Source organism: Bacillus cereus group sp. N6, assembly GCF_016483705.1.
GTDB classification, from domain to species: Bacteria; Bacillota; Bacilli; order Bacillales; family Bacillaceae_G; genus Bacillus_A; species Bacillus_A wiedmannii.
Genome location: NZ_JAEHBI010000075.1, coordinates 1 through 14,133, shown reverse-complemented (window position 1 = coordinate 14,133; position 14,133 = coordinate 1). Strand labels below are relative to the sequence as shown.

The following is a 14,133-nucleotide window of genomic DNA, read 5'->3' as shown; positions in this document are numbered from 1 at the left end:
TTGAAAATCGCACCAACAAACCTATACAACAGCCTATACAAGAATACCTAAAATGAGCGTGATTCATTTTTGGTTCATCCTTAATTGTAATCGAGCCTTTAAATTATCCACAATACAGGACATTTATGTTATCCATTTTATACCAATTAACAAAGTGATGCCAATAGTTAATATGACAAATAATGTACATTTTCCAAAAAAAGCAATTAAAAATAGTAAATTTTACAAATAAAATGGTTTTCGCCATCATCAGTTGTAAAAAGCATTATATAATAGCTTCAATGAAATGGGCGTGGGACATATTCAACAACAAATATTATTTATAAGGGGGTTTAATATGAGTCGTTACTCATACGAAGAACAAGAAACGATTCTTGTATTTAACAATAGTACAAAGGATTGGACCGTTTATTCATGCGTACCGAAACACATTAGAAAACTAGCTGACTTATGTGAATTGCAAACGATAGAAGAAGAGAACGGGCAACCAATAGCGGTTAAAGGTTTATTAAAAGAAAAACAGGTATCAATGAAGAATTTGCGCGTTTTATCGGATGAACAAAAGAGACTGGCAGCGGAACGCCTTGCAAAGTCGAGAGAAGCGAAAAAACAGAGCGAAAATGTACTTCATTAAAATGGATTGAAATATTAGGAGTTGTGGGAATGGAACTAACTATATTTGATAAATTCAGCATTAATACATATAGCGATGAGGAAAATTTATATACAAATTGTATTGAGATTGAACAAATTGGTTCAACAGAAACTTTTATGATTCATGAGGGCGATGACACCGACACATTTGAATATAATGGAATTCCTTATTTCTTTAGAAAACTGGAATCATTCGATTTTCTTGAAGATGATACAAACGAAGGTGTTTTCGTAAGGGCAATAATTAGAAAAGGAAGACACGTCTTTTTGGATGATTACAAACTATGTAAAAACGGCGATTTTATTGTATGTGGTAGTTTCATGATAGTTGATGAAGACGGACAGACGAAGTTCGGAAAAGATATAGATAAGATTATAGATAAGTATAAAACAAGGGAACCAATAGAACGTTTTAAGGGAATAGATGGGGGAATGATAGATATGAACCTTTTCAAGAATATGATTGATATGTACATTCCGGAAAAAGGATGCCCGAAAGAAGATGCATTTGTAGTGGTGGAGCATATTTGGAAGGGTGAAATGTATTTAATTTGGGACGGTAGAAAGATGGATGATAACAAGGAATTGAATGATGTTATCGTAAGTGAAAACATTGAAAGCAAAACAATTACAATTAAAGTTATGTATACGGAAAATGGACAAGAATGCACGAAAGAATTTGTATTATCGAAGGATAAAACGGTATGCGAAGTAGTGGGAGAAAAGCTGATCCTTTTAGAACCATCAAACAAAAAGTAAGGGGTGGAGAAATCCACCCTTTTTGCAATAGATGAAAATAGGTATACAAATGGAAAAACAAAAAATTTTCAATACACGAAAGCAGGTGTGCATATGAAAAATATTATAGAAACAGTATAGCAAAGTTAATTACGCATATAAACAATAGGATTTAATAGCTTGGAGGTTTCTATATGAGTCAAGAAAACGGGTTTTCAATTATACCGAATGTATTTACATTTGATGAACGTATTGGAAGAAATGAATTTATTATATATGGGTTATTACGAACGTATATGAACAACGAAACAAGGGATTGTTTCCCATCAATACAAACACTTTGCAATCATTCCGGAATATCACGTAATACAGTTAAAAAGACAATAGATAACTTAATAGAATATGGGTATGTTACAAGGGAATTTAGAAAAACAGATACCAATCATAATAAGTCAAATTTATATTATGTTGTTAAAGTTGGCTATGAGACAGAAGTGGAAAATGGGGGGTCAATGGTTGACCGGGGTAGGTCAATGGTTGAGGGGGGTAGGTCAATGGTTGACCCCGAACTATACGAACTTAACAAGACTTACTTAAACAAGACTAAGTTAAAGACTATGTCATTTTCGCCAAAAAACAGCGAAAAAGACGTTCTTCATAAAACACCTATTCAAGTTAATAATGCACTTGAAGAAATAGGACAGGAGCATAAACAACCAAGTCATATACCAACAGAAGGAATAACGCTTGATGGTGGACATGCACATACGAAAGATAGTGACGTTTTGCAAAAGGTAGCAAAGGGACAGCAAGAACCAATGCAGCAGGAAGAACCATATAATATAGAGTTAACAGCGGAAGAGATGGAAAAACTATATGGTATGCCATTCTAATAAACAGTATATACAGGGGATACATTCAATTATGAGTGTATCCCTTTTTTATATTGGTGAATGGTTCATATGAATCTATCTCATGAGATATATACACCACATTATTTTTAAGGCATCTAATAGGCAATATAAGGAACATTACACACCACTTATGCAAATGTATTAGAGAAGTATTTCATGTTGTTAAAGTCTGTAATTAATCACGGTAATTCAGCTTAGAATTGATTCTAGTAAATAGGTCGTATGTATATAGCAATGTAAAAGGTGTCTAACAGGCCCGTACAGATTAGATACATCAATCTAATATAAATATACTACAACGATAGTTAATGCGCGTTACAAAGCAAACTGGAACGTTTGAGAGTATATTAGATTAGTATTGTTGTTGTGATGGTGGTACAATAGCAATGCAGATAACAATATATGGAAGGTGTGATATAGGTGTGGACATAAAAGGAATGTTGGTTGATATAGAAACAATGAACAATATCAAGGGTGACATACCTGTATGGATGATTGCTAAAGCATTAGGGATTCATGAGAACACAGTGTACAGATATATAAGGAGCGAGGACAAGGACAAGAAGCGCCTTGTACTTAATGCAATAGAACATATCAAAGAAGAGTTAAGACATAGTTAAGTCAGTAAGTTATATCAATGTAAAGGCAGCGGGTTAAGTCATGGAAGTTTATACAAATGTTTTGTTCATCGCTTTAATAGTTTGCATTGGAATGTTTGGAGTTAAAGCTATGAAGATTGAAAGACATAACAATAAGTTAAAGCAAGACACAACGATAAGTTAAAACAATATATAACAAGAAGTTAAAGCGAGTTATAAAAGAAAAAATAAATTTTATGGATCTGGATTCTAGAAATGAATTTTAAAAGTAATTTATATACCCCCCGGGGTGAAAATGAAACAAAGTTTGTTGGGGGGTGGGAAACGTGGGGGGCAAATGTTTCTTTTTATTTTTTGAAATTGTTCATGGAACAAACAAAAACATGCATTTCCATTGTTTACCAAACGTTATTTAAAAATAGATTTTTTTAGGAAAAATGGCGAAAAGTTGCCGATAAGCAAAATAGAATCCGTTTGTTTCTGAAAGAAGGTGAAAAGATGGATTTAAAACAACAAGCATTTGAAATGTACCGAAATGGCGAAACTATTAAATCAATTTCGGAACAATTGGATGTGAAAGAGTCCACTTTATATACATGGAAAAGCCGTTTTTTCGATGATATGGAAGCAGAAGCCAACTATAACGAACTTTACAACGAAATCCTTTCGAAGCTTGCAGAAAGAGGACTTGCAAAGGACAAAGTTTACTTGAACATGGCGAATAACTTCATGGAATTGGAGAACGTCAAAAATATGCTGATTGCCGATATAAAAACGCGGGGCGTAACCGTGGAAGGGGCAACGGCTCTTAAAAAGAATGACAGCATTTCAGAACTTAATAAAACAGTTACATCAATGGTTTCACTCATTAAATTTATGAAAATTGATATTGAGATAGAAAGTGAAATTGCTGATTTATAAATAAATGGCGAAACATAACGAGCCGTAAAAATCCGCGTAAAAGTTTGGTGAATATATTGGCGAAGACTTGCAACATTGTAGCGGGTCCAGTCGATTCATAGGGAAGATTTCGAGCGACGACAGTTGCATTCACATAGATAGAAATTAAGTTCTCCGTAGCGAAGACACGGAACGGCTTAAAATATCACGTACCGAATTGGAAGGAGGTGAAGTGATATGACGTAAATGCATCAAGCAATCCTTTCAAATAAAAAATAAAAACATATAAAGAAAGAAGGTTTTTTCATGGCATTACAAGATAACGAAACAAAAGCATTTAACCAAAAGAAATTAGCAAAAGTTTTAGCAAATGGATCAGAAAAAGAAGTAAATGAAGCAATGGTGGAATTTGCTAATAACATTCAACAACAAATTATTCAAAATGCTACACATGACCACACGGTTCTTACATCACGTGGCGGGCATACATTAACAAGCCAAGAAACAAAATTCTATAATGCAGTAATTAACAAGGGTAGCTTTGCAGGTGTTGAAGAATTAGTCCCGGCTACAATCGTTGAACGTGTATTTGAAGATTTACAACAACAACACGAATTACTAAACGAAATTGAATTTGTTAATGTGAATGGTCTTTCAGAATGGATTGTTAAAAAAGACGGCGTGAACCCAGCGTTTTGGGGCAAGTTATGTTCTGAAATTCAAGAGAAAATGGACAACGGATTTGAAACAATTAACGTTAACCAATTAAAACTATCCGCTTTCCTTCCTGTATGTAACGCTATGCTTGACCTTGGTCCAATGTGGCTTGACCGTTATGTTCGAACTGTATTAGTGGAAGCACTAGCAATTGCATTAGAAGAAGCAATTATTGCGGGTACGGGCGTTAATGAAGCTAAAAAAGAATACTATCCAATCGGAATGCTTAAAGAAATTGACCCAGAAACGGGCGTTATTAAAGATAAAGCAAAAGAACCATTAAAAACGCTAACACCGGAAGCATTAGGCGAAATCATGGCGAAACTTTCAGTTCTTAAAGACGACAAAGGCAATACATATACACGTACACCGCAAAATGTATTGCTTATCGTTAACCCATTAGACTACTGGAAGAAAGTTTTCCCATCAACTACATTCTTAAATGCACAAGGTGCTTATATGCAAAATGTGTTACCTATTCCGGCTAAAGTAATTCAAAGTAATGCAGTTCCACAAAATACGATGATTGTCGGAATGGCGAAAAATTACTTTATGGGATTAGGCGGGGCGCAACGCATTGACGTATACGACCAAACACGTGCTATTGAGGATGAAACTTTATACATTGCAAAAATGTATGCAAATGGACGTCCGAAGGACAACCAATCATTCTTAGTGTTTGATATTACGGATTTAAAACCAACTAATCCTTGGTGTTGCGATAATACACCCACAACAGCCCGCTAACGTAGAAGTTTATGACCCAAAGCCCGATGGGAATAAACAAATTACGCTAAATGCGGGAACGAGTGGAACATTTAAAGCTAGAGTGTTGCCAAGCGGAGCGCCACAAGGTGTTGAGTTTTCAGTAGGTAACGAAGCAGAACGAGAATTTTTAACCGTTACTGAAGATGGGAAATACCAAGCGCTTAAAGTTGGTGGTGCATCGCTTACGGTAATTTCTAAAGAAGACCATGATGTTCAAGAATATTATTGGGTAAAAGTTGAAGCAGCGGGAGAAGAACCGAAGCCGAAAACACGTAAAACAAGAAATAAAAAGGAGTCTTGATTAATTTCAAGGCTTCTTTTTTTGTGCATGAAAAAAGACACCGGTGACAGTCCGGTGTCTTAGAACGAAGTTAACCTATCAAATAAAAGATTTAGAAACGCAGTAAATAAACAACTTGGTAAATTCATTATAATGCATTTATTTCCATATCCACAATATATGACTTTTCCAAACATGAAAAAATGCCCGGTTATTACACCGGACATTGGACAACGGTAACACATAAAAGAATATAAAAATGTGTTTGCGTTCACTTAATCAATTTTGATAGTTTTACGATTTAAGCAATATACCATTTGGTATATATTAATGTATCCTCTATCGACAAAGAGGGTCCATCATAAATTTTTTTGTTAGGAAAGAGCCTAACACTCATTGGAAAAAGGCAAATTAATTATATCACATAAATAAAAAACACCTACAAAAGTAAGTGCATTTACAAATGAGCGATGTCATTTTAACCATTTTACAAGAAATAATATACCACGCTTACGCATAGTAGACAAAACGAAAGGGAACCCCGTGTAATAGATTCCCCATTCATTCAATCAGCAAGACAAACCCACCGATCCATTTATATACAAAGTTTAACACAAATAAAAGAACCAAGCCTTATTGACTTGATTCTTTCGTTTCCTAACCTAATGAAAGCACTTTTTGCTTTTGCTTGAAGTTAAAACATACATTGATAGTGAACGTAAGCTATCGACCCGGACCCGTTCATAAATAAAAATAGAAACATGCTTATACTTGATAACTAAAGAATAAAGCGCCAAAAACTTCATATATGTGGACATGCCTTTTATTGACACGTACCACAAAAGTAATCCAAAAAAAAACATTGTAAGAAATTAATAAAACATAATGTTTTTTAGAATTCTATTATACCATGTTCACCAAACGATAAAAATAACGTGCCGTTGTAGTAAGATGGATTTTAATTTGAGTTTATATATATACCTTTCAAGAAGTCCCGATGTTGTGAGAATTTGGGCTTTTTTTATGTCTTGATACTGGAATGTGACGCAAATAATGCCACATTTATAAATCAGATCCATTGAAGATTTTTTATTTAATTGACATTTTAAGTTCATTTTATGTATATTTGTTTCTTAAAAGGTATATAATTTGTTTGTTAGGTTCAAAAACGAATGTATATGAACTTAAGGAGGGGTTTTTATGCCCGCTATAGAAGGGATTAAAAAATTACCTGTAAGTGTTGATATGCAAAGCGCTGTAGGTTTATTTAGTAAATTGTCTAATATTTCTAGTGAAATCGGAAGACTTGATGAGAAATTTAAACGTTCAATCTTGCAAAGTAATTTTGTTAATACATTAGCATTAAATGAGTCTGTTCAATCTACAAGGATTGAAGGAACACAAGTAACTTTTACTGATATGGTAGAGCAGACACACAAAACAGAACATAGTTGGGAACAATTAGAAGTGTTGAATTATCAAAAGGCGCTTTCAGTTGGTCAAGAAAGAATGCGCAATGGTTACCCAATTTCAACAAGATTAATTTTAGAACTTCATGAAATATTAATGGATGGAAATGCAAGAGGAACAAATGTTGCTTGTGGTCAGTTTAGAAAAGTTCCTAATTGGATTGGTCCTACTAAGAGACGTGAAGACGCGGTATATATTCCAATAGATGCTAATGAAATAGAAGACTACTTAAGAAATTGGGAGACTTTCGCAAATGGTCACCCATATGATGAAAAAATGGATACTTCCCATTTGAATGATAGTGAACATATTATTGATGAGAATGACCATCCATTATTGAAAGTAGCTATATTACATGCACAATTTGAATCAATCCACCCATTTTTGGATGGTAACGGGCGTTTAGGAAGAATTATTATTGCGTTATATATGATGCAGTCTAAACAGTTATCAAGCCCTATTTTCTTTGTAAGTGAAGAACTAGAAAAACAAAAGTCTAGATATTATCATTTATTGAATGAAACACGCGGGAAGAATCCGAAATGGTCAAACTGGTTGAATTTCTTTTTAGATGCTTCTAAACGAATGGCTGATAAATTGAATATCTTATTTGACGAAGCAGAGAATCTTGCATTATCGGGAATGAAAAAATGTGAAACAGATACAGAAAAAAGAGTATACTTAATGACATTTAGGTCACCTAATATTACAGCGGTACAGGTAGCGGAAGACTTTAAAATAGCACCAACTACAGCGAGAAGAATTCTAAATAATTTAGCAGATAAAGGGCTTTTATTTAAAAACCCTACACAAAAAAGAAACATTGAATACTTCAATTACGAAATTTTAGACATAGTTAGACGTTAAATAGTTATCAATCAAGGGGGATACTTTTGTATCTCCTTTTTTGCGTCTTGATATAGAAAAGTGCCGTGAATAGTACCGTATTTAAGAACGAAAAATTCCTGATCCATTGGAAGTTTTTTATATGTATTCAAACTTAGTTGTAGTTTAGTTGTAGTGAACTTGAAAAGGAAGAAAGTTTATTGTTTGTTGAATTGGAATGACTTGCAAATATAATAAAGGAGATTACAATTGTAAACAGAAAATAAACAAGTGAGTTTGTATAAATGACAAAATGAGGTGTAAGCATAATATGTTAGTTAAAGAAGTATATGACAAGCTGAAAGAAATAGGTTTGAATAATGTGGTAATGGAATTGAATGTGAGTGATAAAGGATTTCGTACAGGGTTAAAACAAGTTGGTATTGCTTACGATAATAGTGAAAAAGAATATAAAATCATGGACAACGATGCATATAGTTCAAATGCCGATGAATCAATTTTTTCCTTTGTATCACCAAAAGGAACAAGAAAAAACAAAGCAGAAACCGAGCAGCCGAAAAAGAAAAGCCCGGAAATCAAGAATGGACCAAGTGACAAGAGCGACAAGAAAACGGACAATGAATTCACGGATACAGAAATAAATCAGATAAAATCCTTATTAAAAGTGGCAATAGAGAAGCAAGAACAGGAAAAGAGCATTTTTGAATTGGCTATGAATGTTGACTATAAAGGGGATAAGTTACGTAAAACAGCATTTCTAAATAAGGATGTAGGGGAAAAGCTTGAAGAGGTTAGCAAAAAAACGCGATTAGATAAAAGTACGATAGTAGAGGTTTCTTTAAAAATTTTATTTGATAAATTCGATTTGTAAAGGCGTTCTGTATGGATCGCTTTTTATTTTTTCTTTTCGGTGTCCACTTTTAAACGGTGGAGGTCTATACATGGCGTTCGTCAATGGTAAGCGGAACGTAGTGAGCATTAAGGAATTGACGAACTAACAAGACCAAAACCCTCTTGTTCTTTCCCAAACAACACGTTTGGGGAATGCCTACCGGCGAGGGAGTCCCCTTTGGAAAAGGGGGTTGGGGGATTCGATAGGTTTTTTAATTGATTGCTAAATTTGTAGACAAACATTGGTATTGTTGTTATCATGTTTTTATGTATTGCACTTTAGTTTTAGGAGGTAAATTATATGCCAGTAATTATGAAATCTAGCGATGTTAGGGTTCAGAAAACATTCAGATTGAAACAAGAAACAATGGACTCTATTGAAAAGTTACGTGAAAAAGAGGGTTTAAGCCAAGGTAAAATATTAGATATGGCTATCCAATTGTTGATGAAAGAAAAACAAAAAGAGTTGGTTTGATGTATTGTTTAGAAGAAAGAGTGAAACGAGTTTCTTCTATTACTTGATATATTAGAAACATCTCGGCTCACGCGGGTGTTTTTCAAAATAAAGAATGTAGTAATATCAAGGGTTGAACCCACTTTTTCATTGATGTTTCTAATGTTTTCTTTTAACTGTTAAAAGGAACGTGCTACATGATAGAAAGAAGGTAAGGCATGGAGTGACAGAATTACACGATTCATTGAAAGATATAACTGTCAAAAAAGAATTGTTTGATAGTGTTATTAAAAACATCGAATACAACAGAATTATGATTTATCATTATGGAAAATTGCATGAAGAGACAAAAGAAGAAAAGATGTTTCATAAAAAAGATAGAATGCAAGATTGCAATTCTTTATGGATATTAGATAAATATGAACAAGCAAAGGTAATGGATTTTAAGAAGACGAATCTTTGTAAAGATAAGTTTTGTAGTAACTGTAAAAAATTAAAACAGGCTTCTCGAATGGGTAAATTCGTCCCATTATTACAACCATATGCAGAAAATATGTACCAACTAACTTTGACAGTGCCAAATGTTAAAGGAGAACAATTAGAAGAAACGATAAACAGGTTATTCAAAAGTTTTGCGACGTTGATAGAATATCTCAAATGCAAAAAGTTGATAAAAGATATAGATTTTAAGCGTTGGAAATATCAAGGAGCAATAAGAAGTTTAGAGGTTACATATAAGAAAGTGAAAAAAGGTCGAGGTTTTACATATGAATATCATCCACATTTACATGCTTTGATTGTATTTGAAGGTGAAATTGGAGAAAGAATATATGAGAATGAGTATTCAAAAGACTATTTAGGAAAAAGAGCCGTTCGGAAATTCAGCAAAGAAGAAATCTTGATCCAAAAGATTTGGAGATTGTTGAACGAAGGTAAAAAAGTAACATTGAAAGCAATTGAAAGTTTGGATAGGGGATATAGTTGCCAGTTAGACAAGTTCAAACCAGAAGACTTCATTGAGTTGTTTAAATATATGACAAAAACAACATCTGAAAATGATGAAATGATGGATTATAAGCAATTCAAAACATTGTACTATTCTTTGCTAAATAAAAGACAAATTCAAGGGTACGGGGTATTTTTCAATATTAAAGATGATGATGAAATAAGTTTAGAAGAAGTTAACAAACTTTATGATGAACGCCTTGAAGAAATGAGAGAAAAAGAAAATCCCGTAGAGACAGCAGAGTCCCCACAGGATTTAAGAAAGAATAAAGAATACATTGTGATAAGCCGAAATCAGCTATATCAAGAACTTAAAAAAATAAAAAACAAAAAGTAAAAATATTTGTTTAACACACGAATTAAACAATATTTTTAAAATAATGATGCATTATTTAGCGCCAACTAAATGAATGCTATTAAAAAGAATTCTTTCGCAAAAATTCTATTACAAACAAATTAACTACAAAAAATCGTATCACATAGTAATACGAAAAACAATAAAAATCAGTACACATTTGTATACAGATATTTAAAAAATATACATATATAATTGATAATTTTAGATAGATATATAAGTAAAAAGACACATTACAGAATGGACATTTCCTTTTTGGATGTGTCTTTTTTTATTTGATTAAATCCCATGTAGTACATGAAATTATAAATTTATTTAAGGGGAAAACGTTGATATAACAGCATTTATAAACAAATTGTAAAAACAAAAAATAATACTAGTAAAATTTATTGACTAGTAAAGGAGAATATAGTATTATGAAGTAGTACCAAGTGATGAACGAAATCAATCGAATGATTCCCATGAATGGACACAGAAATAAATGGGTGGTACAACCTTCTAAAATAGGAGGTGAGGGTTTTGGAAAATAAGTTTTATGAACATGACGGTTTATCAAGTCATTCACTATTACTTTTATACGCGATTTATTACAAAGGCGGAAAGTTAGAGGTTTCACTTTCTGATTTGATGAAAATTCTAAAAATGAGCCGTCCGACAGTAACGAAAGCTATAAAAGAAGCAGAGGAAAACAGATTTATAGATGTTGAAAGGTTTCCTAATAGCAGACAACCAAGCATTTACCGTTTGAAGAAGTAAAAAAACTAACAAGCCGACCAAAGCAAACAGGAGAGAAAGAAAATGAGAGAAATTTTAGATACGCTAATCCAGTTAGATGAAAAAAAGCAAGCATTCGGACATGTTTCATGCTTTGATGTACCTGAAGAATATGAGCAAATGGAGATTTTATATTCAGAATCAATTGATGCTTGCAAAGAAGCAGCAGGGGTTCACGGGCATGATTTATATAAAGTCCTTAAAACAATAGCATCTGAAATATCACGAGGTAACATTAATGAAGATTGTGAAGTTATTTTTTATACGTTTGATGATTTTGTTGATAATCTTGTTGAAGGATATGAAGAGGACGCACGTAAATTGTTTGACGAGTTATTCTATTTTATGAATAGTGATACACGAATCAGTTACATAGATGCTAACTATCTAACAAATTCACCTAACATTTTCGCTTCCAAATTCTTACATGTAATTTGTGAGGTTGTAGAATGATGAATAAAAATAACAACATGAAGAAATTTAACATTAAAAAATTAGTAATTGGAGGAATGCTTGCGGGTTCCCTAGCATTCTCCGGTTATATGATTCATATGAATGATAAGTTAACAAACGAATGTAACGAGTTAATAGACGAAGTGGACCAATTAAAGCAGACAGAGGGCGGAACATCCGCGACAAAATGGGATAAGACAGCAATTAATGAAGTTTTGGATCGTGCGGAAAAGATTGTAAATGATACGAAAAGAAACGGATTCAATGAGTTACAAACAGCCGTAACATTAATGGAGTTAAAAGAAGAGTTTAATAATGTAAAAGATTTACAATTACCGAGAGAGTATGAAAATTACATATTTAGGGTTTATAGCACAACTGATTTAATGTATACCGTTTTCAATGATTCTTATATGGATGACGAAACGAAGAATATAACAATTGAATTAGTAGAGAAAAGCATAAAAAATGCGAAAGAAGTAGCGGATAAATATGAAGAATAAACAAAATAAAAAAACGTCCCAAGCCGACCAAAGCCAAACGGGACATTTTGAGAGGAAACATAAAAATGAATAATAAATTATCCAGAATTACGTTTAACCTTATTTCTATTCTACTATTTGGAATCATTGTTTTCAAATCAAACTTTGATTTAACAAGTATAGCGATAATTCCGATCATGTTTTTATCAAGTTTTGCGGGTTCTATGCTTGCAGAACAAGAAGTGTAATTAAAAAATTAACAATATGTATATTACACAACATGAAGGAGCGGCAAGAATGCAAGAATTAATAATAGATGCAAAGGTTTTAAGCGATGTATTAAGAGCATCAAATGATGTCCTTATAAGCCTTGAAAATTACCGTGATGAGTTCGCTTTAATAGAAGGCGATGAAGTAGGAGAAAAGCGACTTGCAAGAATAGAAGAGTCTATTGTACATACAGGTCTTCAAATAAGGGGTTTAGTTATTGAGTTATGCAATAGAGTTGATGAAATACATAATAAATTAGGTTTAGGAGAATAAGAGCATGGAAAAGACAACAGTATTAAATGGATTATTTGAAGTAATACAACATAACGGAAATGTTTTAGCTAAAAGACAAGACGGATCGTTATATGTCATTCATTTAGGCGGTGACATTATAGAGTTTGATATAAAAGTAGTTTTGACGTCTGTAATTGTTAAAGTACGTTATGAATATAAGATATACGGTGAAAAATATCATGAGTCGCTTTATAGATTACATAGTAATGGAACCATTAGCAGAAGTTATTTAGACGACCAAACGGCATTTATTGGCGTAAATAGCGTTCAAGACCAATTGAATGGCGCTGAAGACTATGATTATTATAGATTTTAAAAACAACTAAGAATAAAGGAGCAAACAACAGTGAATAAAATCAGCTTATTAATTGCAGGTTCACTAGTTTTAGGATTAGGCGCTTGTAGTACAGAAGAGAAAGAAAAAGAAACGAAACAAGAAGAACAACGCAAACAGGAAGAAGCCAAGAAAGAAGAACAAGCGAAGAAAGAAGCAGAGGAAAAAGCAAAGCAGGAAGAACAACAACGCCAGGAAGCAGAAACGGAAGCGCAACGACAGGCGGAAGAGAAAGAGAAGCAAGAACAAGAAGCGAGGGAAGAACAACAACGTCAAGAAGTAGAGAAACAAAGACAAGCGGAAGCGAGAGCAGAGCAACAACGCCAAGAACAAGAACAAGCCCGCAAACAACAAGAAGCACAAGTGCAAAAGAAACGTGAAGTGAAGCAACAGAAGGAAGAAGAACCCGAAATTTGCGGTTCACCAGAAGTTGGAATAACATGCGAGCATCTTCAAAAAGAATGGGAAAATGAACAAAAGATAGAGCAAGAATTAAAACAAAAACAAGCAGAACAAAAGGAAGTAGAAGAAAGACTTGATAGGGCAGCAGCGGCACACCGTGACAGATGGGAAAAGCGAATGCAGGAAGAACAAGAAGAATATGAACGACAAGAACAGTTAAACAAATAGATTAGACACTCTATTTTTGATTCTAAGAGATTTTAATAGTTTAAAAGGTAAATACATATAAATAATAAAATAGAAACGTCAGACAAAGCAAAAGACCGTTCAAATGAATGAATGGTCTTTTTTGTTTGTTTGGATACTTCTTGAAATAAAAAAGAAAAAGCCGTCCCATATGGATCAGCTTTCCCCACCGACAAATTAACTTAGCAAGCAACCTTTGATATATACACTTTGAAAATCGCACCAACAAACCTATACAACAGCCTATACAAGAATACCTAAAATGAGCGTGATTCATTTTTGGTTCA

At 33.2% G+C, this 14,133-nt stretch carries 18 protein-coding genes; all 18 read left to right on the top strand.

Translation table 11 applies throughout. From position 1 onward, the window contains the following. Window positions 1-337 precede the first annotated feature (337 nt). The 18 genes from JDS99_RS28490 to JDS99_RS28405 all read left to right on the top strand — a co-directional run bounded on the left by JDS99_RS28490 (window position 338) and on the right by JDS99_RS28405 (window position 13,828). Window positions 338-634 (top strand): hypothetical protein, encoded by a 297-nt coding sequence (locus JDS99_RS28490; protein WP_199696198.1) that lies wholly within the window; start codon window positions 338-340, stop codon window positions 632-634. A gap of 29 nt (window positions 635-663) precedes the next feature. Beyond that, window positions 664-1,413 carry a hypothetical protein gene (locus JDS99_RS28485; RefSeq protein ID WP_199696197.1) on the top strand — a complete coding sequence of 250 codons (750 nt, stop codon included), beginning with the start codon at window positions 664-666 and terminating at the stop codon, window positions 1,411-1,413. A 173-nt stretch (window positions 1,414-1,586) separates the two neighbouring features. Then, complete coding sequence (locus JDS99_RS28480) at window positions 1,587-2,285, top strand: helix-turn-helix domain-containing protein (protein WP_199696196.1); 699 nt, start codon at window positions 1,587-1,589, stop codon at window positions 2,283-2,285. A gap of 407 nt (window positions 2,286-2,692) precedes the next feature. Beyond that, a complete protein-coding gene (locus JDS99_RS28475) occupies window positions 2,693-2,926 on the top strand; it encodes a hypothetical protein (protein WP_242475781.1) in 234 nt (77 codons plus the stop codon). A 477-nt stretch (window positions 2,927-3,403) separates the two neighbouring features. Next, entirely contained in the window at window positions 3,404-3,826 is a 423-nt protein-coding gene (locus JDS99_RS28470; RefSeq protein ID WP_199696195.1) for a helix-turn-helix domain-containing protein, read from the top strand. A gap of 285 nt (window positions 3,827-4,111) precedes the next feature. Beyond that, window positions 4,112-5,269: a phage major capsid protein gene (locus JDS99_RS28465; RefSeq protein ID WP_199696194.1), complete on the top strand. Its 1,158-nt coding sequence runs from the start codon at window positions 4,112-4,114 to the stop codon at window positions 5,267-5,269. Between the two features lie 85 nt (window positions 5,270-5,354). Next, the gene (locus JDS99_RS28460) at window positions 5,355-5,591 is read left to right on the top strand and encodes a hypothetical protein (protein WP_199696193.1); all 237 of its coding nucleotides are present in this window, start codon (window positions 5,355-5,357) and stop codon (window positions 5,589-5,591) included. 1,179 nt (window positions 5,592-6,770) lie between these two features. Beyond that, window positions 6,771-7,907, top strand: coding sequence for a Fic family protein (locus JDS99_RS28455; protein ID WP_199696192.1), 1,137 nt, complete (start codon window positions 6,771-6,773; stop codon window positions 7,905-7,907). A gap of 289 nt (window positions 7,908-8,196) precedes the next feature. Next, window positions 8,197-8,757, top strand: coding sequence for a hypothetical protein (locus JDS99_RS28450; protein WP_199696191.1), 561 nt, complete (start codon window positions 8,197-8,199; stop codon window positions 8,755-8,757). A 321-nt stretch (window positions 8,758-9,078) separates the two neighbouring features. After that, window positions 9,079-9,252 carry a hypothetical protein gene (locus tag JDS99_RS28445; protein WP_199696190.1) on the top strand — a complete coding sequence of 58 codons (174 nt, stop codon included), beginning with the start codon at window positions 9,079-9,081 and terminating at the stop codon, window positions 9,250-9,252. Window positions 9,253-9,454: 202 nt separating this feature from the next. Continuing rightward, window positions 9,455-10,573, top strand: a complete 1,119-nt coding sequence (locus tag JDS99_RS28440; protein WP_345943240.1) for a protein rep — start codon at window positions 9,455-9,457, stop codon at window positions 10,571-10,573. A gap of 537 nt (window positions 10,574-11,110) precedes the next feature. Further along, entirely contained in the window at window positions 11,111-11,347 is a 237-nt protein-coding gene (locus tag JDS99_RS28435; RefSeq protein ID WP_199696189.1) for a MarR family transcriptional regulator, read from the top strand. Between the two features lie 42 nt (window positions 11,348-11,389). Further along, window positions 11,390-11,818, top strand: coding sequence for a hypothetical protein (locus tag JDS99_RS28430; protein ID WP_199696188.1), 429 nt, complete (start codon window positions 11,390-11,392; stop codon window positions 11,816-11,818). After that, a complete protein-coding gene (locus JDS99_RS28425) occupies window positions 11,815-12,321 on the top strand; it encodes a hypothetical protein (protein ID WP_199696187.1) in 507 nt (168 codons plus the stop codon). The genes JDS99_RS28430 and JDS99_RS28425 overlap by 4 nt, the downstream gene beginning before the upstream one ends. A gap of 65 nt (window positions 12,322-12,386) precedes the next feature. Further along, window positions 12,387-12,548, top strand: a complete 162-nt coding sequence (locus tag JDS99_RS28420; protein ID WP_199696186.1) for a hypothetical protein — start codon at window positions 12,387-12,389, stop codon at window positions 12,546-12,548. 49 nt (window positions 12,549-12,597) lie between these two features. Further along, on the top strand, window positions 12,598-12,843 hold the full coding sequence (locus JDS99_RS28415; RefSeq protein WP_199696185.1) for a hypothetical protein: 246 nt from the start codon (window positions 12,598-12,600) through the stop codon (window positions 12,841-12,843). A gap of 4 nt (window positions 12,844-12,847) precedes the next feature. Then, a complete protein-coding gene (locus JDS99_RS28410; protein ID WP_199696184.1) occupies window positions 12,848-13,180 on the top strand; it encodes a hypothetical protein in 333 nt (110 codons plus the stop codon). A gap of 30 nt (window positions 13,181-13,210) precedes the next feature. Continuing rightward, the gene (locus JDS99_RS28405) at window positions 13,211-13,828 is read left to right on the top strand and encodes a hypothetical protein (protein WP_199696183.1); all 618 of its coding nucleotides are present in this window, start codon (window positions 13,211-13,213) and stop codon (window positions 13,826-13,828) included. The last annotated feature ends 305 nt before the right edge of the window (window positions 13,829-14,133 follow it).